Origin of the sequence: Glycomyces rhizosphaerae (assembly GCF_042647865.1) — a bacterium.
Lineage (GTDB): Bacteria > Actinomycetota > Actinomycetes > Mycobacteriales > Micromonosporaceae > Glycomyces > Glycomyces rhizosphaerae.
Genome location: NZ_JBHRWO010000010.1, coordinates 585,815 through 609,565 on the forward strand (window position 1 = coordinate 585,815; position 23,751 = coordinate 609,565).

The following is a 23,751-nucleotide window of genomic DNA, read 5'->3' on the forward strand; positions in this document are numbered from 1 at the left end:
GTGCCGAGCTTCGACATCGACCCCGACTCCATGCGCCAAGCGGCCGACCAACTCGACGCCGCCAAAGATGAAGTCCAAGGCCTCCTCGACCAGTTCACCGGCGCCCTAGAGCAGTTCGCCGACGCCTTCGGTGGCGACGAGATCGGCATGCTGGTCGGCATGGCTCACCAAGCCTGCACCGATGCCGTGAACGAGTGCTTCTCCACCAACATCGAGGAGCTGACTGACTATGCGCAGTGCTTGAGAGAGATGGCCGACAACCACCAGGCCACGGACGATGAGACCGCGCAGATCTTCAACGAGCTTCTCGGCGAACTCGGCACCTGACCTGTACTCCCACCCTCGAGGAGATACCACCCCATGGGCTTGCAGCTGCCCTCCGAACTCACCGGCCTGCTGAGCATGCTCGGCTACGACTTTCCTGAATCGGACGAGGAATCGATCTTCAACCTTGCGGGAGAATGGACCGGCATGGCCGACCAGATCTCCGGAAGGGTCGAGTCTCTGAACTCGGCCGCATCTACGCTCCTCGAGAACAACCTCGGCAAGGAGATCGACGCCTTCAAGGACGAGTGGGACGACGCCGAGTCCGCAGTGCGGAACATCGCGGACGCAGCCGACCCGACCAACCTCATCAACATCGGCCTGACCATCGCTGCTGGCGTGGTTCTGGCCCTTAAGGTCCAGGTGATCGTCCAACTGGTGATGCTCGCCTTCCAGATCGCCCAGGCGATCGCGACGGCGGCGGTCACCTTCGGCGCCTCGCTCGCCCAGATCCCGATTTTCAAGATCATCACCGGCATCATCGTCGATCAACTGATCGGCATGGCGATTGACATGGTGCTGAATGGCTAGGGGGAGAAGAGCTCGCAACCGCGCTGCTTACAACCAGCGCTGCGCCCGCGTCGTCGCAGCGACTCTCGACGATGTCAAGGCGTTTCGGACCGCCAAGGGAGGCGCTCCGAACAACGGCCAGGCACCAGTCGTCATTGAACTGCGCCGCACGCGAGGAATGTCAAAGCGGACCTTCGACAGGAAGGCCAGGGCGCTCGAGAAGCTCGGCCAAGAAGGCAAGCTGGTCCGCCACAAGGTGCCGAAGAAGCATTCCGAGGGCGAGTGGGTGAGAAACCGCGATGGAAGTATCACCAGAGACGTACGGCATAAGAAGATCAAAGAAGTGACGTCCCAGCATGAAGGCGATAGTGCTGCTCAAAAGGCGGCGAAGCGGCCTTACGAGACATGGGATACCAAGAACGACGGCCAGGTCACCCGCAAAGGTCAGATGCAGGATCCCGACCATATCCATGAACTCCAGCTGGGAGGCGCGGATGACCGTTCGAACCTCCGCTGGGAAGACTCCTATACTCAGCGGAAGATCGGACTCGATTTGAAGCGAGCCATGGACGATGCCGGCGTTGATTACGGGACGCCGGTAATCATCAGGGTGGTGGATTGATTTGGAACTGGCAGAACGTATCCGATGGTGCCGCGACCATCTGGACCCGCAGGATCGACTGAGCTGGGGACACGAAGTGGGTGACCCGCGTGAGGGGGACACCTTGCCCTGGTATCCCAGCGAACTCAAGTCGTTGGGCGGCCTGTTCGACGGACTCAAGACCGACCTTCTCGAGTTCTATTCCTACGACAGGCAAGTCGTCAAGGGCCGCCGTGAGGTGGATCCACCCACCGAGGTCAGTCTCGGCCTCATCGCCTTCAGCTACATCGTTTCTGTCGAGGTGAAATCGCTGGAGGTCTCGATCTGGGACGCGACCGATCTCGAAACGCCGGAGATGTGGGATGAAGACGACGAGCCGGAACCTGTCTTCACGGTCCAGGGACCGACGCGATTCTTCGATCGCTACATTTTCGGCGCCGGATATCCCGAGCTGATCGACGACATCCTCGCTGTCTCACCTGATCCCGAAGAGCGGGACGGGTGGCGTGAACTGCTTTCGAGAATTTCCTAAACATGGTCTCCCCGGCAGCTCTGGAATACTCGGCCCACCTGCAGAGTGCACCTGTTTCGTCGGTAAGAAAGGCGCAGTATGACCGCTGATCAGCGCTTCCGCTCATTCTGGGACGAGGGGGAGATGGTGCCCTACCCTCGCGACCAGTGGATCTCGAACGGAATGCCGACCGGTAGCCTTCCGCCTGGAGACGAGGTGCCGACAGATGTCGCCGTGGTCTACACCGCGGACATGAGCGGTCAGATCCGCTTGTTCGACACGATTCAACTCTCCACAGAGAACGGCAAGCTCGATGCACGGCTCATCGCGCTCGGGGTGGTCGCCACAGACCCTGACTTGATGTACGCGATGGATCCGAACACCGGCGACGTCATTCTCTTCGACATGGTGGACTACGACATCCAGGGCGTGAATACCAATTACCGGCTCTTCGTGGAGTTCCTCTATCGCTTCGCTCAGTTCGTCGAGGTGGACCAAGGCAAGCCTGGTCGTACTGAGAAAGGCGCGGAACTGAGGGAGGCGCTCCGCTCGATTGACCCCAACGCGTTTGACGAGGATGCCTGGTGGCCCATGGTCTTCAACCAGTTGATGTCTTGACACACCGGTGATCATCAGGGTGGTGTGATGAGCAGGGAACGACCCGACCGGCTCGACGCCATCCGCCGGAAGTTCAAACATCTTCGCGGCCTTGAGGAAGCTCAGGCTCTCGACGTGATCGTGGCGGGTGGTGAGCCGCTCGTCCCGATCGACGGCGTGTTCGATGACCTCACGGCGGTCTTCAGCTTGATCCGCCTGCTCCAAGGCAGTTGCCTCCGCTTCGTGCGGCCGGAGTCGATCACGAGCGCGGAGGCATGGGCGGAACGCGACGAGGATCCCGACTGCCCGCTCGGCAAGCCCTTCGACATCGGGTACCAGCAGCTGGGCATGCCGGATGACATTCCCTATTTCCTTGGCGAGCCCGTGATACGGGTCGACCGTGAAGACGGCGGCGTCTACTATCTCAACGGCGACGACTACGCCTTCTGCTATGCGAACCCCGACCAAGTCGAAACCTGGGAGTTCGACGCCTGTGTCATCGAGTTCTTTGACGAATTCGTGCTCGGGCCAAGGTATCCGGAGCTGATGGAGGTCGTGATCGGCCGGGAGCTGTACGACTGCCGGGACCGCAAGGGCCGGTATGTGGATACCTGGCGAACCCTGCTGGAGCGCGGGGCATTGCTGTAGGTCACGCTCCACCGAGTCCGTTCGTCGGAGAACTACGTGACGCCCTCGCCAGCGTGGAAACTCCATGACGACTGGCGACGGACTCCTCGAAGGCGTTCAAGACATGAGAATGTGGCGCTCGGTCTCGAATACACGGCTTGCTGGAATGGATGTCATGCGTAGATTGTTGTTCTGGAGCGAAGTCGGTCTTTCGGAAAAGGATGCGGCCGAAGCGCGTTATCAACGTGCGTTGAGCGATCAGGCCCCGGTTGCATTCAATGAACTCGACCCGAAGCTTCAAACCTTCGCGTCAGACGTTCATGCGGCCTTCTCTGACATCGAGTTCGGTGGTCCGGGATTCGAAAGTGACCCAGGCCCGACCTCTGCGGCCGAGTGCTATTCGCAGGAGGGTTTGGTCCTGCAACTCGACGACAGCCTCCCCGCGAACACTGTGGCGAAAGTGTACGCGCTCGGGGACCCCCTGGGCTTGACGATGTACAACCCTCAAGCAGGCTTCGTCTTGGGTGTGGACGACGACCTCGGCATCGAACTCACCGACTGAGGTTCTGCAAGCTCGTTCGTATCCGGGTTGCCAATAGGCCAGGTCGGGATGTTCCCTGATCAGGCCAGGCAGCCTCACTACCGACAGCGGCAGCCGGTCATTGCGGACCATGTGCGGGATCTTGAGACCGCGAGCGGTCTATGGCAGGCTCTCGCCACATGATCGATGAACTCGCGAAGGACAACCTCCATGGGAGACTTCGTCAGGACCGCCAGGCGCTGCTATGGAAGCTCGACGGTTTGTCCGAGTACGATGCCCGCCGACCTTTGACGGCGACCGGGACCAATCTCCTAGGCCTGGTAAAGCACGTGGCCACTGTTGAGGCCAGGTACTTCGGTGAGGTCTTTGGCCGCCCTTCCCCGGAACCGCTGCCCCGGTGGCAGGACTCCGACGGCAGCGATCAGTGGGCGACCGAGCACGAGACCCGCGATCAGATCATCGGGTTCTACCGGCGCACTTGGGAACACTCGGACGCGACGATCAGCGAGCTGCCCATTGACGCCCCCGGCCGCGTGCCGTGGTGGCGGGAGCCGTATGCCGACACGAACCTGTTCCTCATCATGGTCCATGTCCTCGGCGAGTCCATCCGGCATGCCGGGCACGCCGATATCCTGCGCGAGGGCCTCGACGGCCGGACCGGGTTGCGCGCCGAACACGAGAAGCCGATCGACGAGGAAGCCCGTGCGGCCTACCGCGCGAAGATCGAGCACGCCGCCAGGTCGGCGGCATCAATCAAGCCTTTAGATCTTGTCTCGGCTGGCGTGCAACGGGTCTGGGCCCGTTTGAATTCCTCTGTGGGGCAAGGGTGATCGCAGGATGCCAACGCGGAGGCGAGTCGCGCCCTCGACCGCCTGGCCGCCGGCGGCGAGTAAGGCCTGTCGCATCGTGCAGCTGAGCTGGCGTTTAGCTCCTGTTTGCCAGACCTGCACGGGTTGCGAGCCTTTGCTAACCTGAATTTGACCTGATATCCGTAAGCCCCGCCCCCGGAGGACCCCCATGGCAGAGCGCAAGTTCGACCCTGACGCGGTAGCCCGGTACAGAGACTTCCTTCTGTATTGGCTCGAGGACGTCATCGAGGCCGAGGGCGGCCCAGTCTCTTCCATGAAGGATGGGGCCTTGAAGAAGGCTCCGGCCTTCGGGTCCACCGCCGAGGGCACCACCGCCGCATCGACGTATGCGACTTCGCACCAGACAGCGTGGGGGAACATCCAGGCGCTGCGCCAGTCGCTGTTCGGAACCATCCAGGCGTTGAACGCGGCGCTCGAAGGCCACGAGACCTCCGAGGAATACAACGTCGACGACTTCAAGACCCAGTACGACGAGTTCGCCTCGAGCAGCAGCACCTCGGGCAATACCGCGGAAAGCGGCGGCGGCGACAGCAGCGCCAGCTCGGAAGACTACTCGAACGCGCTGATGTAGGCCTGTCATGACCATAGAAGCAAATCCCGAGTATCGAATCATTTCAAGGAGCGCTGAATGAAGATCCGCAAAGCAACCGGCACCGCTGCGGTTTCAGTGGCGGCCTTGTTGATGTTCGGTGCCTGTGGCACGGGCGGCGACGATGGCGCCACCCCGCCCGGCGGAAACGACGCCGATGGATCCGAGACCTCGGCAGACGGCGGAGGGGACTCCGGCGCCGCCGCGATCGACACTGAGATCAGCAGCTGGGACCCTTGCGAGGTCCTCGGTGACAGCTACAACGAACTGGTCGAATCCCTCAACAGCGTCTCGGCCGGCGACCTCCTGAGCAAGCCGACTGGTGGCGGCATTCTTCCGGACCATGCAATGTGTTCAAATACCGTGGTTTGGGCTGAGGATCCTGAATATGCGTCGAGCAATGCCGACGGGCTCGTGACCCTTTCGCTCGTCCCGAAGCCTTCCGAAGAGGAAGCAGCCACGCGCTACGCCGAACTGGTCACGAGTTCTCAAGAACTCTATGGCGACACAGTGGCGGAGATTCCAATCGACGGTTGGGATGAGGGCACCCTGTTCCTGGGGGACTACGGCGTCGGTGATGCATTCACGGCAATCGTGCGAGACGGCTCGTACCTGATCGTCGTACTGCTCGAGACTGGCAGCCAGCTCGTTGCCGGTGGCGACGGAACCCAGGCTGATTTCACAGTGGATGAGGCCAGGGACCACCTGTTGGATGTGACTCTGCCGGGTGTGCAGAGCGCGGTTGCGGAACGTCTGGAAGAAGCGGGAGTGAGCTCCGGTGAGTGACAGAGGACCGACATTCGAAGATCAATTCGAGGCTGAAACCAAACCCGTCACACTCGAGAAGCTCGGGCACGCCGGGGATACAGAGGCACTGCAAAGCGTCAACACCCAGTCCTCAAGCTCTGCATGCGGTGAAGACGGATGCCCCCTCAAGAACAACGTCGAGGTCGAGACCGCCTGGCAGAACCTGATGTCTGCGGTTCCATACGGCGCCTATGCTGATGGCAGCAACTTGTACCCGGAGAATGACCTCTCCCACGCGATGCCCAAGAAGGCCGACCTTGATCGCATCATCAGGTCCATCCGTCCGGATGGCTGTGCGGACCATGCCCTTGACGGAATCGCGGAAGCGTGGAACGTCGATGTTGTAGTCAAGCTTCAGGAGCTTCCCGGGTTGCTCGGGACCTACCTGGGTCAGCTTGCCGAGGAGTGGACCGGCGATGACTTCGACTCGTTCGAGAAGAACGTCGAAGGCATGATCAAGATCGCCCAGGAAGTCGTCGACAGCGCTGACGCGATCAGTGTGATGCTCATGGAAGAGGCTCGAGAGATCTGGGACGCCCAGGGCGGTTCCGAGGGCCTTATTGCGTTCCCCGCTCCACAACTGTGGACTAAGGAGCAGAACTGGTTCGTAGGCCTCTTCAAAGACGACTACGCACACTGCCGTCCTCCGTGGTGGAGCGAAGGGGAATGCAACCACATCACCCCCGATTACGCCCTCCAGATGGTCGGGTTCCCCCAGGGAACCATGGAGGAGTACAACACGCAGATCGAAGAAGCGACAAGGTCACAACAGCAGGCCAACCAGGCGCACAACGACGAGATTGACCGCTGGGTACAGCAGGGCGGCACCCCCGGCATTTACCCGTACAAGTCCACCGATTGGGAGAACCTGTACGTCGAGCAGCGCGACCGGTACCTGCTCGAGAACGAAGAAGCCATGAGCCAGGTCAATACGGACTACGTGCAGGCCTCGGAGGACATCAACAACGACATCCTCACCCGCGAGTACAACGCGAACTCGGCCTACTCCGGACACAACGACCCGACCACCCAGCAGCAGGCGACAGGCGCCGCCAACAACCAGAACAACCTCACGCCGCCTGGTGGCGGCGGAGGAGGCGGTGGCGGCGGCGGCGGGATGCCCAGTGGCGGCATGCCGGGTGGCCCCGGTGACTACCCCGGGATGGACACCCCTCCGATGGGTGAAATCGACGGCGGCGGTCTCGGCGAGGACGGTGTCTACGAACCCAATCCGGGCAAGGTCGGCGACCTACCGGGGACCGGCGACTCGGACCCCTGGAAGCCCTCGACGACCGACCCCGATCTTCCTTCCGGTGGTCTGGCCTCCGGAGGCGGCGGCGGGCTCAGTGGCGGTGGCTTGGGCGGCGGTCCTGGCGGCGGGATGCCCGGCGGCGGGCCCGGTGGCGGCCTCGGCGGTGGCGCCGGTGGCGGCATGCCCGGTGGCGGCATGGGCGCCGGTATGGGCGGCATGATGGGCGGCGCCGGTGGCGGCCGCGGTGCTGGCGCTGGAGCCGGTGGCAGAGGCGGCGCCAAGGGCATGGGCAAGGGCATGGGTGCCGGTCGTGGTGCCATGGGCGGCATGATGGGCGGCGCCGGTGGCGGCCGCGGCATGGGCGGGCAAGGTGAGGGCGACCAAGAGTCCGGCACCTGGCTGACCGAGGACGACGACGTGTGGGGCATCGGCAACGAAGAGTCCGACCCCTACGCATAGCGAGACCTGAACGGGGCCGATGGGAGACATCCCTTCGGCCCCTTCGGCTTTCACCAAGCCGGTCAGAGGCGACCGGTTCATGCGCGCCGGCCGGCCTCTCGACTTCCGATGCCGGTACGCGGGACTTGACCTCTCACATCGAAACGGGGCTGTCCCTGTTCCCACACCACGCACCGTTTACCGCGCATTCGTTGGCGCACGATTTGTACTATTGCGGTGTAGCCCATCGCACCCCAGGAGGTCCCGCAATGCCCTCGATCGACGTGAATCCCGATGATCTGACTGCGGCAGCATCAAAACTGCGCGAAGCGGTTTCATACGCCGACATGGCGTCCGAGTATTCGACCGAGGCCGACCCGGAATGGTGGATGTGGGGCCTGCCCGGCGTCGTGACCGCCCCGATCTACTTCGCGCTGGCGGATGGCTGGCGGAGCCTGCTCTCTGACACCGGCCAAGCCATCGAGGGCCTGAGCCAGCGCCTGGAGGACAGCTGCAACGGCTACGTGGAGATCGACTCGGTCATCGGCGAGGAGTTCGGCTCCCTGCTCACCGACCTCTCCGGCGCCTACGGCGACTACAAGGACGCCACCCAGAACCCCCCGATGATCACCACCACCTGAGGACGACGAACCGATGAGCGACAACGGAATGCAGGACTTCTCCGATTCGCCGCAGCAAGGCGAGTTCGGCCACGACTCCAACGGGAATATCGCCGACGTCGGCAACGGCGCCCTCAACGTGCTCGACCACCAGCGCTTGGTGAGCAGCCCCTTCAAGATGGCGACCTCGGTCTTCGAAAACCGGGACACCTTCAAGGGCGGGCTCAACCAGATGCGGTCCGACCTCGCGGGAGGCGAGGGCCGGGGCAGCTTCATGGACCGCGCCAAAGGACTCGGCGCGGATCTGAAGATGGACTGGAACACCATCAACGACCGCACCAGGGACGTCTCCCTGGAAGCGGATCGGCAGAAGGGCAAGTACGAGAGTTTCCTGCACAAGTCCAAAGGCGTGGTGGGGATCGACCCGCTCAAGTGGCTGGCGGGCACTATCGTCGACTTCCTCGTCCAGACCTTCCAGCCGCTTGAGGACATTCTCGGTGTGGTCACCGGCAACGAAGCTCGCATGAACGTCTCGGCCAACATGTGGCAGGAGGTCGGCAATGCCATGCCGCCGATCGCCGACCACATGATCACGGTGGTCGAGGGTGAACTCGCTCAATGGGAGGGCGAAGCAGGTTCGGCGGCGCGCGCCCGCGTCATGGAGCTGGGCCTCATGCTCGACGTCATGGGGCACCTCGCCGGCGGCATGGAGATGGTGCTGCACATGATGGCGGGTCTCGCCAAGGCGCTCCGCACCTATGTGCAGGGGAAGATCGCGGACGGCGTCGTGTGGGTCATCAAGTACATCGCTCCGCAGCTCGCACTGTCCGCCGCGACGCTCGGTGCCGCCGCGCCGGTCTGCATCGCCATGACCGTCGCGAAGATCGCCGGGCTTGTGCTCGACACGATCCAGATGATCCAGGGCGCCATCCAGATCTTCCAGGGGCTCGGCGCCCTGCTCGGTCTCATCCAGGACGTCTTCACGATCTTCGAGCCGTTCATCGCCGAGCTCGTCCAGGTCCCGAAGCCGCACCTGCCGCTATGAGTGAGGAGGCGTAGGTGGATTACCCGTACGGTCCGAAACCGAAGAAGAAGACCCGACCCCTGGTGAAGACGCTGGAGATCGCGGCGCAGATCGCGACCGCGGACGGCAGTGCCACCGGCTCGGGGGAAGACGGGGACGGTTCGCCCTCGCCGCAGCAGGTGGCGCGGCAGCGGAACCGCAAGTGGGGCGAGTTCGCCGCTGAGTACGGATTCCCCTATCGCGCGGACCTGACCGCAGCCGAGATCGCCGCGGACCAGAGGCTCTCAGCGTTCTTCGCGGAGATGCGGCAGCTGTGCCTGCCGCTCAATGAGGTCGGCGGCCTCTTTGAAGGCCGCTGGAACGAGGTGCCGTTCATCAGTTACGCGGCTTGGAACTTCGGCGCGGGCGGTTCCAAGTGGCCTTACCGGTTCGTGTGCGCAGAGCTGTCGCGGACTCGGCCGGATCTCGTGTACGACCGAGCGCTCTTGAGCAAACGCCCTTATCACCTGGACTGGTATCCGCAGCTCGGCGAATATCAGGTCGTCGATGGCCCGCTGCCGCCGCAGAAGCCGCGTAAAGCGGGGAGCGGATGGCTCAGCCGGACCGCGGTGGGCAGGGATCTCGTCGGCGCGGTGGACTCGTTCCTCACCCCTGATGCGCCGAGGCTGCACAGTGCCTCGCCCGGCCGGGACGAGTGGTTGTCCTCCTGGGCCGATGCCGCGGGGGCGTTCAAGTTCGGCTGGGCCGTGCGCGGCCGCCGGCTGGTCGTGTTCACGATGGAGCCGCAATACCGGGAGCGGGAGACCTGGGAACGCGAGCTGTTCGAGACGCTCGCGACGGTGAAGGGTTTGGTCGACGAATTGGGATGATTCGGCCACGTCCGGATTTCGGCGGTTCGCGGCGGGCCAGCCGCGTTGGACCAGCATAACCACAGGTGGGGCGTACTTTGGGGTCGTTGGCCAGCGCGCTATAGCATCGCAGGGAGACCGCGCGCAGGAGAACCCGAGCGTTGCGCGAAGGAGGGGAGAGCCGATGTCCGACAGCGGCGAAGCAATTCAGGCCCGCACCAGGGAGATCGAGCGGATGGCCGTCGAAGCTCGCGGTGAGGCCGTCAGCGAGCACGGCGAGGTCCGTGTCGTGGCCGCTGCGGGTGGCCGGATCGAGGAGCTCGACCTGCGCATGAGCGCGTTCGAGCTGAGCGGTGTGGAACTCGGTGAGGTCATCGTGTCGACCCTGCGCACCGCCGAGGAGCAACTCGACGCCCAGTTGACGTCGGCGATCCAGGCGGCCATGGGTTCGCTCGGTGCCTTCGCCGAAGAGGAGGAGCGTCGATGAGCGATCAACCACGCCCGAACCCGCAAGAGATGATGGCCCGGCTCGAGGCGATGCAGCGCCAGGCCGAGGAGACTCTGCGCCGGTACGAAGACATGCAGGAGGCGGCCAGCACCGAGCTCGAGGTCTACTCCGAGGACGGACTCATCGGCGTCAAGCTCGACGGGAACGCCCGGGTCACGGAGATCAAGATCGACGAGTACGCGATGCGCAGGCGCCAGTCGCTCGCGCCGACGATCATCGCCCTGGTCTCCCAGGCGCGGATCGCCCACGCCGAGAAGAGCGCCGAGCTCGCCAAGCAGTTCCTCAGCGCCGATCCGGCTATGACGGCCCTGCTGGACCGCATCTCGCCCGAGCGGCCGAGCTGACCTGCCGTGGGCACCGTGGAGGACAGTGCTCGCATCCCATCCGATGACATCCTGGCAGCGGAAGCACATGCCCGCTAAAGAAATCGAGCCCGAGCTGCTGCGCGCTGCGGCCGGCAAGCTGTGTGAGGCGATGTCATACGCCGACAAGGCCGCTGAGTACTCGACCGAGGCCGACCCTGACCCGTGGAGGTGGGGCATCGCCGGCATCCCGATGTCGATGCTCTACTTCTCGCTCGCCGACGGCTGGCGCGACCTGCTCACCAAGGCGGGCGGGGGCATCGACGGCGTCGCGACCGGCCTTGAGGACTCGGGCGCGTTCTGGGAGGACGTGGACACGCTGATGGGCGAGGAGTTCACGAAGCTTGCGACCGGCTTGGCCGGCGCCGCGAACGAGTACTCCAAGGACACCCAAAACGTCCCGATGGTCCAGAAGTAGGGAAGCCCCTTGAGCGACCACGGAATGAACGACTTCTCCGACTCCCCGGGGCACCAGGACACCTGGAGCGCCGACTTCGGCCAAGGCGCGCTGAGCACCCTCGACCAGCAGGGCTTCGGGCAGCAGGGCTTCAAGCTGAACAGCCCGTTGAAGGCCGGCTATCAGGCGTACAAGAACAAGGACACCCTCAAGGCCGGCGGCACGCTGCTGAAGAACGACCTCCAGTCGATCGACTGGAACGGCGTCGGCAACTCGATGCCACCGATCGCCGACTGCATGAACTCGACGGTCGAGGGCGAGCTTGCGAGCCGGCTGGGAGACGACGGCGACGTGGCCCGCACCCGCGTCATGGAGCTCGGCCTCATGATGGACGCCATGGGCTTCCTGGCGTTGGGCATGCAGCAGGTGCTCAACATGATGGCCGGTGTCGCCCGGTCGCTCCGCGAGCAGGTGGAGAAGCTCATCGCGAAGGGCGTCTCCTGGATCATCAAGACGATCGTGCCGCAGGTGGTCGCCTCCACCGCCACGTTCGGTGCGATGATCCCGCTGTGCATCGCGATGACCGTGGCCCAGATCGCCGGGCTCGTGCTCGGCGCGATCCAGGCCATCAACGCCGCGGTCCAGTTCGTGCAGAACCTGGGTGAGACCCCCGACCTGGTGCGGGACATCTTCAACGTGTTCCTGCCGTTCCTCGAGAAGATGATCAACGTCCCGAAGATCCAGGTCGGATAGCGCCTTGTCGGGGACCGGTGAGTGGGGCGGCGCAGGGGACGAGCGCCGCTGGCACAAGCTCGAGAACTTCGTCTATGTGACAGACCTGGTCTTCGGGGACGCCACGTTGGACCGGCCCTCGACGAAGATCGACGAGGTGGACGAGGCGGCGCGGCTGTGGAAGTCGCATTCCCGCCTCAACCGGCTCGAGTACGTCGATGTGAAGCGCGATGCCGAAGCGTTCGCCTTGCCGCAGTGGGGTCCGCTGCTGGAGCGGTTGCGCGCCTTCGGGTTGCCGATGCAGCGGGTGCGGAGCCTGGTGCGCGGCGAGAGCGGCGGGGTCCGGTTCGACAACCTGTGCGTGTGCGACGCCGACGAGGACGGGAAGGTCATCCCGTACCGGATCTGGGTCCTGCCCGCCGCCGCGCCGATGCCCGACCTGGTCTGCGACTACCGTTCCAGCCGTGGCGAAGTGCCCGACGAGGTCGCCTGGTGCGATGCGCCGGGCGCGTTCGCGAAGGCCACGGCCTTCGCGGCGGACAAGCCCGTGATCAAGGAGGGCCGGTTCACGAAGAGCCTGATCGGGCGCGCGATCGCGGGCAAGGTCAACGACTTCCTGGACACCTCGGTGCAGGTCACTGTGTGGGCCAGAGATTCCGGGACCGCGCAGGCCGTGGCCGAGGCCGCGAAGGGCGAGCCCAACATGCGCCGCGTGGTGTGGATGGCGCGCGGCGGGTGGTTCGTCTACGCGACCCCGCAGCTCGTGGAGGGAGCGGATTCCAAGAAAAGGCAGGACCACCTGTTCACGCACAAGCTTGTTGCGCTGCAGCAGAAGTACGCGGCGATCAACCGCGCTTGAGCGGGACCCAGCCTGAGAACCTGCGCCCCGAGTTCGACCGCAAGCGCAGGTTGTGTAACCCCCAGGTAGTAAGGCCCCCTGATGCCCCGAACCCCTAGATTCGACCTGAAGCTCGACTCCCCGGGCATGCTCGAACGCCAATGGCTGGAACCCGGCGAGCGGCTCATCGACTGGATTCCACAGTGGAAGCTGCCTGCGTTCGACGGCATCCCGAGGCCCCCTTGGACTTTCGAGCAAGTTGCTTGGCGTATCGCCAAGTTCCTATGGCTGGCGCTGGCGTGGATCATCGGCTCCGTGATCATCCTGATCGTGCTCGCCTTCCTAGCCGAAGGCCTCAGCGGCGCGAGCGTCGACGGGCCCGACGGTCGCAAGCTGAAGGGCCCCAATGTGGTCCTGCGCGGACAAGGGCGCGAGTCCATATTGGGCCGCATGGTGACGCCCGCGCTGCGGTGCCGCGGCCTGTGGGTGTTCACCGACCGGCGTATCGCGTTCATCGCGGTCGAGGGCCGCACGTACGGGAAGTTCCTGAGCGGCTCGGGCAAGCCGGGCGAGTTCGCCGAGCCGGTGTCGATCCGCACGCTCATCGAGGTGCGCGACAACCAATACCAATACGACAGCGAGGTGGACCGGCTCCGCCGGACCCGCATCCTGCGGCGGTTCAAACCGGCCGGCGTGTACCGCCGGATCGCTTTCGCGGACGGCTCGAGCATCGACCTGCGCCGGTACCGGAAGTAGCCGCGATCAGCGCGGACTAGCCGATCGTGGTTGCGGCGGATGCATATAGTCGCTTCGGTCATGCCTTGCCCCCACCCCCCGACAGGGAGCCTCAGTGCGCTGCTGGCTTCACCGGTGTCTTCGGGGCCATCACTCTCGTGCTCGTCCTGCGCGGGCGCAAGGCCGGGCCCGCTGCGCCGCAGCCGGTCCAGCCGGGCCAGTACGCCCCGCAGCCCGGCCCCCCGCAGCAGGCCCAGTACCCGCAGCAGCCCGGTCATCCTCAGCAGCAGGGCTTCCCGCCCCATCAGGCCGCGCCGCCGCAGCAGCAGCCCCAGCAGCAGGCCCCGCCGCCGCAGCACTACTAGGCGGTCTCCAGCCAGAGGCGGGGCTCGAAGGTTTCGATGTCGCCGGTGGCGGGACGCCAGACCGCGTAGACGTGGGCTTCGGCCTTGACCGAAACCGCCTGGCCCGCACGGGCTTCGACAGTGCGTTCGCGGTGCTTCTCGGACGGGCCGGTGTGGCGGTCCGGGATGTCGAGGTCGAGCGGGCGGCCGTCGACGGTGACCATGATCTGGTGCGCCCCAGGCGGCACGTGGTAGCGCCAGTGGCCCCAGGCCGCGGGCTGCTCGACGCCGTCGATGCGCACGCGCGGCGGCCGCGTCCAAGCGCGGGACAGGAACGAGCCCATCGCCATCTTCCGGTGCCCCGCCCACAAGTGCCTGCCGCATTCCAGGTGCAGGTCGATCGCGGCCGCGCCGACCGGCATCGGCGGCACCGCTGACGGGTTGGCGCCCAAGAGGATCGCGTCCGGGGTGTAGGGCACGGGCTCGCGCATGATCGTGCGGTGCTGCGCGGCGACGTCGCGCTGGTACTTGGCCTTCGCACGGCGGTACAGGGGCCAGCAGGAGACGATGAACGCCACCGCGAGCACGCCGATGACGATGCCCGACACCAGATGCCAGGTCTCGGTCGGCATGAGGCTCATGATCCCGCCGACCGGCAGGCCGCAGATCAGGGAGGTCACCACCAGCCACAACCAGCAGCCCGCGTTGGTGGACACGAACGCGAAGGTCTCGGGCAGGTCGCCGAGGACGCGGTGGCCGACCATCCAGTTCTCGAAGAACTGCAGGCGATGCGCGCCGCCCTCCGCGACATCTACGACCACCGGGTCGACTGTGGAGAGGTTCTGCACCTCGACCGTGTGCGGCCCGGCGCGGAGCACGAGGTCGAGCTGGCCGTTGCCGACCGAGACGGGGACGCCGTCGACGCCGACGACCGGCGCGGTGTCGCCACCCGCGACCAGGATCGAGAGCACCCCTTCGCCGGGCCCGGGTACGAGGTCGGGTTCGCGGAGCGCCGCCCTCGGCTTGCGGTCCGGCAGGCCGGTGCGGGGGTCGTCGGCGGGCCGCGACGGTCGGGCCTTCGCCGTCGCGTTCTCGTTCACGACGCGGATCTCGTTGTCGCCCACGCGCAGCGGACGCGGTGCGGGGTAGGCGATCTCGCGGGTTCGGTAGGCGCTCAGCGTCCGGCCGTTGCGGCTGTACCGGGGCAGGTCGTCGCGGGCAGGCGTCATCGGGGTCCTCTCGACGGGGGTTACCGAGTGCTCTGGACAAGGTAGGCCACCGCGGCTCCTCTGGGTCACCCCGTTGTAGCCCGAGGCCTGTATCTTGCTCGCATGGGTATGAAGGACCGCCTTGAGCAGATGAAGCAGCGCGCGCAGGATGCGGGCAAGATGGTCGTCGACGTCGGTGTCGACGCCGCACGGGAGAAGCGCGACGCCGCGACCGGCTTCGCGAAGAGCAAAGTGGACGCGGTGACGGGCTATGCCGTCGAGAAGCGCGACGGCGCCGTCAACTTGGCGAGCGACACGAAGTCCGCCTTCAAAGAAGGCGACTTCGAGGAACTGCTGAAGCGCCTGCCGCTGCCCTCCTCGCCGGTCGAGCAGGACTGGCAGTGGAGCCTCGCCAAGCTCATCACCTCGGGGAACAAGCCGCCCATGGGGACCGGGATGCTCCTGGGCCTGCTCGACAACTTCGGCACCATTGACATCGGCCCCGAAGAGGTCGGCTTCGACGGCTCGACCGCCAAGTGGCACAAGGTGAAGGCGATCCGCACCCGCTCGCTGGACGGGATCATCCAGAAGCTCTCCACCGACACGTTCACCGAGAGCATCGAGAACCTGCTGCCGCCGGTGCCCGGCCGCGGCTGGGTCTCCGAGAAGGCCACGTCAGCGATCTTCACCATCTGGGCCATGGTCGCCGACCTCGCGATCCGCGACCCCGAAGCCGGTCGGCGCCAAGTGGTCTGCGAGATCGAGTACAAGGGCTGGATCCGCACGAAGGAGGCCGAGACCGGCTTCTTCACCGGCCCCGTGATGGCCCTGCTGCCGAACCTCGACCAGGTCTTCCGAGAGGAGGCCGCACGGCGCGGCGTCCTCGTCGAGCAGGCCGAGCAGACCGCGATCGAGACCGCCGAGAACCGGGTGGCCTGGCTGCGCGAGAAGCACGCGGCGATCACCGCGAAACGAGAAGAGGCCCGCAAGGAGATCGAATACTGATCTCCCTGGGGCCCAGGAAAAGCTGACTTACTTAGGGTGGGTCTCGCCGGGGTAGCGCAGCCCGATCTGGGTGCGCACCTCGTCCATGATCTGCATGACCTCGACGGTGCCCTGCGGCGGCACGAGCGTCGACTCGAGCCGCCCCTGGCGCAGCGCCCGGTGCACTTCGAGCGCCTCGTGGACGTAACCGTGGCCGACGTAGGGCGCCTCGAACTCGCGAGGCGTCTCGTTGTACCGCACGAGCGTGTAACCGCTTGGGCGGTAAGCGTAGTCGCGCAGCTCGATGCGGCCCTCGGTGCCGGAGATCGTGACCTCGTTGGCGGGCCCGCCCCGGTAGGAGCAGGAGAGCTGCGCGATCGCGTTCGGATAGCGCAGGGTGATGGCGGTCTGCGCGTCGACGCCCGTGGTGTCCTTGACGCTGGTGGCCACGACCGAGTCGGGCTTCCCGAGCACCAAGTGCGCCAAGGTGATCGGATAGACCCCCAGGTCGAGGAGCGCTCCCCCGGCGAGCTCGATGTTGCGGAGCCGGTGGCTGGTGGGGAGGTCCCCGGAGAACGAGAAGTTGCCGTGGACCGACACGACCTCGCCGATCATGCCTTCCTTGATGGCGCGGCGCATCTCCCGGATGGCCGGATTGCAGCGGGTCCACATGGCCTCCATGAGGAACCGCTGGTGCTCGCGGGCGACGTCGAACATGGTGCGGGCCTGCGCGGCGTTGTAGGCGAACGCCTTCTCGCACAGGACGTGCTTGCCGGCTTCGAGGAGCTGCAAGGTGGGCAGATAGTGGTGGGAGTGCGGGGTGGCGACGTAGACGATGTCGACCTCGTCGTCCGCCGCGAGGGCCTGGACGGATTCCAGGGCCTTGGGGATGTCGTGTTTCTTGGCGAACGCGGCGGCGCGCTCCGCCGATCGAGAGGCCACAGCGGTGACGCGGCAATCGTCGAGGAGGGCAAGATCTTCCACAAAGGTCGATGCGATTCCACCGGTCGCCAGGATTCCCCATCGGATCGGTTCAACCATGGACGTAAGCACACCACAACTTCAGGCGATCGTCAACACGAGGGTCAGCGGTACTATCTCCGCCAACCGGGCCAATTTCGCATTCGGTGCTCACGATGCGCGACGTCTCACCCGTGAACTGGTAAGCGATGTGAGCTTTCCCGCAATGGGGAACCGACCGGTTCGTGGCACTATGGCGAAATGCAACGAACTCCCGTACACCGCCCTGGAACCAAGCGCCTCATCGCGCTCGCGCTGGCCGCCACCGGCGGCGGCGTCCTGACGCTCGCCCTGGCCTCCCCGGTCTCGGCGCACGCGGCGCTGACGGGCACCGACCCCGAGGACGGCGCGGTGATCGCGGAGGCGCCAGCCGCGGTCTCGGCCTCGTTCTCCGAACTCCTCGACGGGCCATCGACCGAGATCGCGGTGACCGACCCGACCGGCGCGGTCGTCGAGGTCGCCGACCCGACCTACGACGGGGACACGTTCACGCAGCCGATGCTGTACACGACCCCGGGCGAGTACACGGTGGCGTTCCGGGTGATCTCGGAAGACGGCCACCGGGTGGACGACACGCTGACGTTCACCGTCGAGTCGATCCCCGACGGGCTGTACGCGCCGGGCTCGGAGCCCACTGGCGATGCCGCGGCGACCGGCGAGCCGACGCCTTCGGAGACGACGAGCCGGGCGACCGGAGGCATGCCCGACGGCGTCGACGGGGAAGGGGAGGAATCGAACGCGGGCGCGGCGCTGGCCGCGATCCTGCTCGGCCTGCTCGTGGTCGTGGTGGTCGGCGTGGTCCTCGTGAAGACCGTGGGCCGCAAGCCGAAAGCCGATGGGGACAACACGCCCTAAGGGCAGTTGACCCACTCGTCGGTGCCGTCGTCGAAGAACTGGTGCTTCCAGATCGGCAGGCGGGCCTTCACCTCGTCGACGAGGTCGGCGCAGGCGTCGAACGCTTCCTTCCGGTGCTCCGCGGCGACGGCCGCGACCAGGGCCGGGTCGCCGATCGCGAGGTCACCGACCCGGTGCGAGACGACGACGCCCCGAACGCCCGGGCGCGCGGCGATCTCCTCGGCGATGGTGCGCAGCAGTTCATCCGAAGAGGGGTGCCCCTCGTAGGAGAGCCGGAGCACGCCCCGACCGTGATCGTGGTTGCGGACGACGCCCGAGAACGAGACCACCGCCCCGGCCTCGGCGGCGGAGACGGCCGCCTCGTGCTCGGCGACGTCGAGCGGGGCATCCAGTACGCGTGCGCGGATCATGGGGTCACACTCCAGGTACGAGGGCGAGTTCGACTGTCTGGCCTGCGGCACCGGCCTGCTCGGGGCCGATCACGGCGAAACCGGCGGCGCCGGCCAAGCCCCGCAGCATCGCCGAACCGTGGTGGCCGAGCCGGTGACCGGCCCTGTCGACCAGGGCCAGATGGGTGAAGCCGCCGCGTCCCGGCACGTCCTCGGCGAGCCGAGCGGCGCCCAGCGGCGGCAGCGCCAGCCCGCGCAGGCCCGCCAGGAGCGGCGCGACGAGCGAGACGACCGCGATCACCGCGGACTGCGGGTTGCCCGGCAGCCCGGCGATGAACTTGCCGTCCTTGGTGCGCGCCAACAGCATCGGGAACCCGGGACGGACGGCCACGGTGTTGATCACGTACTCGGCGCCGATCTCGGCGAGCGCGGCGTGCAGGTGGTCGACCGGGCCGACCATGGTGCCGCCGGTGGTGCACACCAGATCGGCGTCCGCGAGCGCCTCGCGCAGCGCCGCGACGTGCGCCTCCAGGGTGTCCTCGACCGGTCCGATGCTCGGCCCGGCCGCGGCCCCGGCGGCCGTCAGCATGTGGGGGACCATGGGCCCCAAGGAATCGCGCACGCGGCCCTCGCGGGAGACCCCTGAGGTCAGCAGCTCGTCGCCGAAGACGACGACGCGCGTAGCGGGCCTGGGGTGCGAGGGCAGCGTGGCATGCCCGGCTGCGGCGGCGAGTCCGACCACGGGCGGACTGATCGGAGTACCGGCCGCGAACAGCGCTTCGCCCTGCACGGCCTCCTCACCCGCCTCGCGCCATTCGCGCGCCGCGGGACCGTCGACTAGACCGTCTTCGACCTTGCTGTGTTCCAAGCGGATGATGCCCTCGGCCCCTTCGGGGACCTGCGCGCCGGTCGCGATCTTGACCGCCTGGTCGAGCCCCAGCGCCTTCGGCACCTGGCCGGCCAGCACCTCACCGTCGATACGCCACGGACCCGCACCGGCCACAGCCCAGCCGTCGACGGCTGAAGTCGGGAACGCGGGCAGGTCCGAGACGGCGACGAGCGGGGCGGCCAGCGCCGAGCCGACCGCTTCGGCGAACGGCAGCTCGACCGCAGCGGGCCGGGCCGCATAGCCTGCGGCCCAAGCGGTCTCGCGGGCCTCAGCCCAGGGGAGCGGGCTCGTGCTCGTCATCAGGGCTGCCTCCTGTGCGCACCCGGGTTCTCGTCCTTCTCCGGCGCGTCGGCGCGGGTGTGGTCGCCGCCGTGCAGCTGCGACACCGCGTGCCCGACGAGCTCGGCGGTGAGCACCGCCAGGCCGTCCTTCGCGGCGCCCGGGGACCCGGCCAGGTTCACGATCAGGGTCTTGCCCGCGACTCCCGCGATGCCGCGCGAGAGCGCCGCGTGCGGCGTCTTCGCGAGCCCGGCCGCGCGGATCGCCTCGGCGAGGCCCGGGATGTGGAAGTCCACGACCCGGCTGGTCATCTCCGGGGTGAGGTCCAGTTCGGTGAGGCCGGTGCCGCCGGAGGTGACGACCAGGTTGAAGCCGTCGTCGACCGCGTCCTGCAGGGCTTGCGCGACCTCTTCGCCGTCGTGCACGACGACCGGCCCGGCCACGTCGAAACCGGCGGCCGCGAACCCTTGGATAAGGATCGGCCCGGACGTGTCCTCGTAAACCCCGTCGGCGGCCCGATTCGAGGCCACCACGACGAGCGCGCTTATCGGTGCCATGAGCCTGTCTTCCCTCCGAGCTTCTCTTCGACCCGGATGTCGGTGATGACCGCAGCCGGGTCGACCGCTTTGACCATGTCCACCAATGTCAGCGCCGCCACCGAGACGGCCGTCAAGGCCTCCATCTCGACGCCGGTCCGGTCGGCGGTCTTCACTCGCGCGGCGATGTCCACGCCCTCGTCGGTCACTGTCAGGTCCACCTTCACGCCGCTGACGGCGATCGGGTGGCACAGCGGCACGAGGTCCGGCGTCCGCTTGGCCGCCATGATGCCCGCGATCCGGGCGGTCGCCAGCGCATCGCCCTTCGCGAGCGAGTTCTCGCGCAGCGCCGCGACCACCTCGGGGGTGGTCTTCAGCCGCCCGGTAGCCAGCGCCGAACGGTGCGAGACGTCCTTCTCGGAGACGTCGACCATGCGGGCTGCGCCGTGGGAGTCGACATGCGTGAGGTCTGCCATGCCGCGAAGTCTAGTCGCGGCAGGGGACACCGCCGACTTTCCGCGCGGCCGACGCTCAGTCGTCCTTGCGCGAGGTCCAGAAGGCGAGGTTCGCGAGGCCTGAGGTGAGCGTCGCGGGGAAGGCGATGATCAGCGGGAGGATCGCCTCGAACCGGGAGGGCAGGCCGAGGCCGGGGAGCGGGCCGACGAGCACGTCGGTCTGCATGCCGGGCTCGTAGTCGCCGATGATCGTGATCGTCTCGGTGCCGGATTCGCCCTGGTAGGTCGCGGGTGAGCGCATCCAGGACCCGTCGGTGCACCAGGTGCCGACGCAGTTCGGGTCCTCGCCGTCCGCGGTCGCGGTCACCGTGCGGTACTCGCCCCAGAACAGGTAGCCGACGCACCAGACCACGACCGCGGCGCTGAGGCCGAACCAGACCGCGAGGGCGAGCGCGGCGGCGCTGAACTTGAAGGCGCGCATGCGGCGACTCCGTTTCCTGAAGTTGTGGAGGGGCCCGAGGGGTTGTCGGGCAGAGCAAGATTACGCGGCGGCCACTTCCGGGCGCGGTCCCGGATTCGCCGCCGCGGGCCTGTATTAGCGTCGAGGCGTGATCGAATGGCTCTACCTCGCCGTCCAGGCCGCCGCGCTGGCGATGAGCGCCTGGTTCTTCGTCGACACGGCCCGCTCAGAGCTGGTGGGCCGCCGCCATCTCATCGGCGTCGTGGTCTTGGAACTGCTGCTGCTCGCGCAGCTCGCGGTGTCGATCGCGATCGTCCCGGGCGAGGCGGGGGAGGGGCAGGCGCTGTTCTTCTCCTACCTGGTGACGACGATCCTGGTGCCGATCGCGGCGTGCTTCTGGGGGTCGATCGACCGGAGCCGCTGGGGGATCGGGACGGTAGCGGCGTCGGGGCTGATCGTGGCCGCTCTCATGCTGCGGATCCACCAGATCTGGGAGCTGCAGATCCATGTCTGACACTGCGGCGGCGCCGCGTTCGCTCGCGGCCGGGTTCGGCCGGCTGATCGTGCTGGTCTACGTGGTCTTCGCGGTCTCGGCCGGGGCCAGGGCCCTGTTCCAGGTGGCGACGAAGTTCGGCGACGCCCCGGTGAGCATCGCGTTGAGCGCGATCGCCGCGCTCATCTACCTCGTGGCCGCGATCGCGATCATCCGCGGCGCGGCCTCGCTCGCGCTGCTGGCGGTGGGCATCGAGATGGCCGGGGTGCTCGCGGTGGGCGCGTTGAGTTTCGCGGTGCCGCAATGGTTCCCCGAGCCGTCGGTGTGGTCGCACTTCGGGTCCGGGTACGGGTACGTTCCGCTGGTGCTCCCGGCGGTCGGGCTCGTGTATCTCCTCAAGCGCCGCAAGGACTCTTAGAGCCTGGTCTCAGGCCCTGTCGATGAGGTCCAGGGCCGTGTCGATGCTGCTGAGGGCGCTGGCGTTGTCGACGCGGGTGAGCGCGTAGGCGGCGACGACCAGGGCCGTGCAGGTCTCGGTGAGCCGCTCGACCTGGTCGGCGGGCAGGTCGGCGAGGTGGGTGCGGAGGCCGTTGCCGATGGCTTCGCGCAGTTCCGCGCGGTAGGCGGCGACCGTTTCGCGCACGGTGGCGTCGTCGGCGATCGGCGCTCCGGCGGTGTTGATGAGCAGGCATCCGTTGGCGGAGGTGAACGAGCCGGCGCGTTCGAGCCCGGCGCGCAGGCCGTGCAGGTAATCGAGGATGGCGTTCGGGGCCGGTGGCTCGGCCTGGAGCGGTTCCAGCCGCGGGCGGATGATCTCGTCGAGGTACGAGGCGACGGCGGCGTCGAAGAGGCCTCGTTTGCTGCCGAAGGCGTTGTAGATGCTCGATCGGCGCAGTCCGGTGGCGGTTTCGAGCGCGGGGACGGAGGCGGCCTCGTAGCCGTGCTTCCAGAACACGCCTCGGGCGGCCCGGACCACTTCATCGGTGTCGAAGGTCTGCGTGCGCCCCATGACCAACCTCTCTTTGCGTAACGATCGTTCCAGTATATATTAGTAGAACGATCATTCCAAAAACGAAGGGAATCGCCATGTCAGAGGCCGTCAGCACCCAGATCCAGCTCGTCCGCCGCCCGCAGGGATGGCCGACGCACGAGGACTTCCGCACCGAGAAGGTCAGCCTCGGTGAGCCGGCCCCGGGCCAGGTCCGGGGCCGGCAACGAGTTTCTGTCAGTCGACCCGTACATGCGCGGGCGCATGAACGACGCCAAGAGCTACATCCCGCCCTTCAACCTCGGCGAGACCATGACCGGCGGCGCCATCGGCCGCGTCGTCGAGTCCACCGTCGCGGAGCTCCCCGTCGGCACGGTCGTGCTTCACCAGTACGGCTGGCGCGACCTCGTGCAGGAGGACGCCGCCGGGTTCACCGCCGTCCCCGAGATCCCGGGCGTGCCGCTCTCCTTGAACCTGGGCATCCTCGGCATGACCGGGATGACCGCCTACGTCGGCCTCACCGCGATCGCGGGCCTCAAGGAAGGCGACACCGTGTTCGTCTCCGGCGCCGCGGGCGCCGTCGGCACCGCCGTGGGCCAGATCGCGAAGCTCCTCGGCGCCGGCCGCGTCATCGGCTCCGCCGGCACCCCCGAGAAGGTGCGGCTGCTCACCGAGAAGTACGGCTACGACGCCGCTTTCAACTACAGGGACGCGCCCGTGCGCGAACAGCTCAAGGCACTCGCTCCCGAAGGCGTGGACGTGTTCTTCGACAACGTCGGCGGCGACCACCTCGAGGCCGCGCTCGACGTCATGAACCGCGACGGCCGCATCGCCATGTGCGGCGCGATCTCGCTCTACAACAGCACCGAGAAGGCCCCCGGGCCCGACAACCTCGCCAAGATCATCCAGCAGAGCCTCACTGTCAAGGGCTTCACGCTCGGCGGCCACCTGCACCTGCGCCCCGAATTCGGCGCGCGCATGACCGAATGGTTCGGCCAGGGCAAGATCGCCTACGACGAGACCATCGTGGACGGTGTCGAGCACTCGGTCGACGCCTTCCTCGACATGATGCGCGGCAAGAACACCGGCAAGATGGTCGTCCGCGTCTGAGGCCGGAACGC

33 protein-coding genes and 1 pseudogene are annotated in these 23,751 nt (G+C 66.6%); 26 read left to right on the forward strand and 8 right to left on the reverse strand.

The window, feature by feature from the left end:
- The 21 genes from ACFO8M_RS12480 (at position 1) to ACFO8M_RS12580 (ending at position 14,095) form a co-directional block, all read left to right on the forward strand.
- Positions 1–327 (forward strand): WXG100 family type VII secretion target, encoded by a 327-nt coding sequence (locus tag ACFO8M_RS12480; RefSeq protein ID WP_387975432.1) that lies wholly within the window; start codon positions 1–3, stop codon positions 325–327.
- A gap of 33 nt (positions 328–360) precedes the next feature.
- Entirely contained in the window at positions 361–855 is a 495-nt protein-coding gene (locus ACFO8M_RS12485) for a WXG100-like domain-containing protein (RefSeq protein ID WP_387975435.1), read from the forward strand.
- Entirely contained in the window at positions 848–1,456 is a 609-nt protein-coding gene (locus ACFO8M_RS12490; RefSeq protein WP_387975438.1) for a hypothetical protein, read from the forward strand. Before ACFO8M_RS12485 ends, ACFO8M_RS12490 begins: the two co-directional genes overlap by 8 nt.
- A 1-nt stretch (position 1,457) precedes the next feature.
- Positions 1,458–1,967, forward strand: a complete 510-nt coding sequence (locus ACFO8M_RS12495) for a hypothetical protein (RefSeq protein ID WP_387975440.1) — start codon at positions 1,458–1,460, stop codon at positions 1,965–1,967.
- A 78-nt stretch (positions 1,968–2,045) separates the two neighbouring features.
- Positions 2,046–2,564, forward strand: coding sequence for an SUKH-4 family immunity protein (locus ACFO8M_RS12500; RefSeq protein WP_387975443.1), 519 nt, complete (start codon positions 2,046–2,048; stop codon positions 2,562–2,564).
- A gap of 27 nt (positions 2,565–2,591) precedes the next feature.
- A complete protein-coding gene (locus ACFO8M_RS12505) occupies positions 2,592–3,191 on the forward strand; it encodes a hypothetical protein (RefSeq protein ID WP_387975446.1) in 600 nt (199 codons plus the stop codon).
- 64 nt (positions 3,192–3,255) lie between these two features.
- Entirely contained in the window at positions 3,256–3,732 is a 477-nt protein-coding gene (locus ACFO8M_RS12510) for a hypothetical protein (RefSeq protein ID WP_387975449.1), read from the forward strand.
- Between the two features lie 158 nt (positions 3,733–3,890).
- Complete coding sequence (locus ACFO8M_RS12515) at positions 3,891–4,541, forward strand: DinB family protein (RefSeq protein ID WP_387975452.1); 651 nt, start codon at positions 3,891–3,893, stop codon at positions 4,539–4,541.
- A 187-nt stretch (positions 4,542–4,728) separates the two neighbouring features.
- Positions 4,729–5,151, forward strand: a complete 423-nt coding sequence (locus ACFO8M_RS12520) for a hypothetical protein (RefSeq protein ID WP_387975455.1) — start codon at positions 4,729–4,731, stop codon at positions 5,149–5,151.
- A gap of 57 nt (positions 5,152–5,208) precedes the next feature.
- Positions 5,209–5,955, forward strand: a complete 747-nt coding sequence (locus ACFO8M_RS12525; protein ID WP_387975458.1) for a hypothetical protein — start codon at positions 5,209–5,211, stop codon at positions 5,953–5,955.
- Positions 5,948–7,687, forward strand: coding sequence for a hypothetical protein (locus tag ACFO8M_RS12530; protein WP_387975461.1), 1,740 nt, complete (start codon positions 5,948–5,950; stop codon positions 7,685–7,687). Before ACFO8M_RS12525 ends, ACFO8M_RS12530 begins: the two co-directional genes overlap by 8 nt.
- 326 nt (positions 7,688–8,013) lie before the next feature.
- A complete protein-coding gene (locus ACFO8M_RS12535; protein ID WP_387975464.1) occupies positions 8,014–8,307 on the forward strand; it encodes a hypothetical protein in 294 nt (97 codons plus the stop codon).
- A gap of 13 nt (positions 8,308–8,320) precedes the next feature.
- The gene (locus ACFO8M_RS12540; protein WP_387975467.1) at positions 8,321–9,331 is read left to right on the forward strand and encodes a hypothetical protein; all 1,011 of its coding nucleotides are present in this window, start codon (positions 8,321–8,323) and stop codon (positions 9,329–9,331) included.
- Positions 9,332–9,393: 62 nt separating this feature from the next.
- The gene (locus ACFO8M_RS12545) at positions 9,394–10,179 is read left to right on the forward strand and encodes a hypothetical protein (protein WP_387975469.1); all 786 of its coding nucleotides are present in this window, start codon (positions 9,394–9,396) and stop codon (positions 10,177–10,179) included.
- 163 nt (positions 10,180–10,342) lie between these two features.
- Positions 10,343–10,645 carry a hypothetical protein gene (locus ACFO8M_RS12550; RefSeq protein ID WP_387975472.1) on the forward strand — a complete coding sequence of 101 codons (303 nt, stop codon included), beginning with the start codon at positions 10,343–10,345 and terminating at the stop codon, positions 10,643–10,645.
- Positions 10,642–11,010, forward strand: coding sequence for a YbaB/EbfC family nucleoid-associated protein (locus ACFO8M_RS12555; protein ID WP_387975475.1), 369 nt, complete (start codon positions 10,642–10,644; stop codon positions 11,008–11,010). Before ACFO8M_RS12550 ends, ACFO8M_RS12555 begins: the two co-directional genes overlap by 4 nt.
- Before the next feature lie 67 nt (positions 11,011–11,077).
- On the forward strand, positions 11,078–11,446 hold the full coding sequence (locus ACFO8M_RS12560; protein WP_387975478.1) for a hypothetical protein: 369 nt from the start codon (positions 11,078–11,080) through the stop codon (positions 11,444–11,446).
- A 9-nt stretch (positions 11,447–11,455) separates the two neighbouring features.
- Positions 11,456–12,178, forward strand: a complete 723-nt coding sequence (locus ACFO8M_RS12565) for a hypothetical protein (RefSeq protein WP_387975480.1) — start codon at positions 11,456–11,458, stop codon at positions 12,176–12,178.
- Positions 12,179–12,182: 4 nt separating this feature from the next.
- A complete protein-coding gene (locus ACFO8M_RS12570; RefSeq protein WP_387975483.1) occupies positions 12,183–13,016 on the forward strand; it encodes a hypothetical protein in 834 nt (277 codons plus the stop codon).
- Positions 13,017–13,097: 81 nt separating this feature from the next.
- Positions 13,098–13,751 (forward strand): hypothetical protein, encoded by a 654-nt coding sequence (locus ACFO8M_RS12575; RefSeq protein ID WP_387975486.1) that lies wholly within the window; start codon positions 13,098–13,100, stop codon positions 13,749–13,751.
- Positions 13,752–13,816: 65 nt separating this feature from the next.
- Positions 13,817–14,095 carry a hypothetical protein gene (locus ACFO8M_RS12580; RefSeq protein ID WP_387975489.1) on the forward strand — a complete coding sequence of 93 codons (279 nt, stop codon included), beginning with the start codon at positions 13,817–13,819 and terminating at the stop codon, positions 14,093–14,095.
- On the opposite strand, the gene ACFO8M_RS12585 is transcribed toward ACFO8M_RS12580, so the two are convergent.
- Entirely contained in the window at positions 14,092–15,303 is a 1,212-nt protein-coding gene (locus ACFO8M_RS12585) for a hypothetical protein (RefSeq protein WP_387975492.1), read from the reverse strand. The genes ACFO8M_RS12580 and ACFO8M_RS12585 overlap by 4 nt on opposite strands.
- Positions 15,304–15,405: 102 nt before the next feature.
- Here ACFO8M_RS12585 and ACFO8M_RS12590 point away from each other — a divergent pair, with 102 nt between their 5' ends.
- Entirely contained in the window at positions 15,406–16,287 is an 882-nt protein-coding gene (locus ACFO8M_RS12590) for a hypothetical protein (protein ID WP_387975495.1), read from the forward strand.
- 27 nt (positions 16,288–16,314) lie between these two features.
- Here the strand turns inward: ACFO8M_RS12590 and ACFO8M_RS12595 are convergent, their stop codons facing one another.
- Positions 16,315–17,307 carry a Gfo/Idh/MocA family protein gene (locus tag ACFO8M_RS12595; RefSeq protein WP_387975497.1) on the reverse strand — a complete coding sequence of 331 codons (993 nt, stop codon included), beginning with the start codon at positions 17,305–17,307 and terminating at the stop codon, positions 16,315–16,317.
- Between the two features lie 180 nt (positions 17,308–17,487).
- Here ACFO8M_RS12595 and ACFO8M_RS12600 point away from each other — a divergent pair, with 180 nt between their 5' ends.
- The gene (locus ACFO8M_RS12600; RefSeq protein ID WP_387975500.1) at positions 17,488–18,141 is read left to right on the forward strand and encodes a copper resistance CopC family protein; all 654 of its coding nucleotides are present in this window, start codon (positions 17,488–17,490) and stop codon (positions 18,139–18,141) included.
- On the opposite strand, the gene ACFO8M_RS12605 is transcribed toward ACFO8M_RS12600, so the two are convergent.
- Genes ACFO8M_RS12605 through ACFO8M_RS12625 form a run of 5 tightly spaced genes read right to left on the reverse strand, consistent with a single transcriptional unit; the run spans position 18,138 to position 21,170 of the window.
- On the reverse strand, positions 18,138–18,551 hold the full coding sequence (locus tag ACFO8M_RS12605) for a molybdenum cofactor biosynthesis protein MoaE (RefSeq protein ID WP_387975503.1): 414 nt from the start codon (positions 18,549–18,551) through the stop codon (positions 18,138–18,140). The genes ACFO8M_RS12600 and ACFO8M_RS12605 overlap by 4 nt on opposite strands.
- Positions 18,552–18,555: 4 nt before the next feature.
- Positions 18,556–19,719 carry a molybdopterin molybdotransferase MoeA gene (locus ACFO8M_RS12610; protein ID WP_387975505.1) on the reverse strand — a complete coding sequence of 388 codons (1,164 nt, stop codon included), beginning with the start codon at positions 19,717–19,719 and terminating at the stop codon, positions 18,556–18,558.
- Positions 19,719–20,255, reverse strand: coding sequence for a MogA/MoaB family molybdenum cofactor biosynthesis protein (locus ACFO8M_RS12615; protein ID WP_387975508.1), 537 nt, complete (start codon positions 20,253–20,255; stop codon positions 19,719–19,721). Before ACFO8M_RS12615 ends, ACFO8M_RS12610 begins: the two co-directional genes overlap by 1 nt.
- On the reverse strand, positions 20,243–20,710 hold the full coding sequence (gene moaC / locus ACFO8M_RS12620; protein WP_387975511.1) for a cyclic pyranopterin monophosphate synthase MoaC: 468 nt from the start codon (positions 20,708–20,710) through the stop codon (positions 20,243–20,245). The genes ACFO8M_RS12615 and moaC overlap by 13 nt, the downstream gene beginning before the upstream one ends.
- Positions 20,711–20,765: 55 nt before the next feature.
- Positions 20,766–21,170, reverse strand: coding sequence for a hypothetical protein (locus tag ACFO8M_RS12625; RefSeq protein WP_387975514.1), 405 nt, complete (start codon positions 21,168–21,170; stop codon positions 20,766–20,768).
- 127 nt (positions 21,171–21,297) lie between these two features.
- On the opposite strand from ACFO8M_RS12625, the gene ACFO8M_RS12630 reads away from it, so the two are divergent.
- Positions 21,298–21,663, forward strand: a complete 366-nt coding sequence (locus tag ACFO8M_RS12630; RefSeq protein ID WP_387975517.1) for a hypothetical protein — start codon at positions 21,298–21,300, stop codon at positions 21,661–21,663.
- The gene (locus ACFO8M_RS12635) at positions 21,656–22,060 is read left to right on the forward strand and encodes a hypothetical protein (RefSeq protein ID WP_387975519.1); all 405 of its coding nucleotides are present in this window, start codon (positions 21,656–21,658) and stop codon (positions 22,058–22,060) included. The genes ACFO8M_RS12630 and ACFO8M_RS12635 overlap by 8 nt, the downstream gene beginning before the upstream one ends.
- A 9-nt stretch (positions 22,061–22,069) precedes the next feature.
- Here the strand turns inward: ACFO8M_RS12635 and ACFO8M_RS12640 are convergent, their stop codons facing one another.
- Entirely contained in the window at positions 22,070–22,651 is a 582-nt protein-coding gene (locus tag ACFO8M_RS12640) for a TetR/AcrR family transcriptional regulator (protein ID WP_387975522.1), read from the reverse strand.
- Between the two features lie 77 nt (positions 22,652–22,728).
- Here ACFO8M_RS12640 and ACFO8M_RS12645 point away from each other — a divergent pair.
- Positions 22,729–23,740: pseudogene (locus ACFO8M_RS12645) on the forward strand (NADP-dependent oxidoreductase).
- The last annotated feature ends 11 nt before the right edge of the window (positions 23,741–23,751 follow it).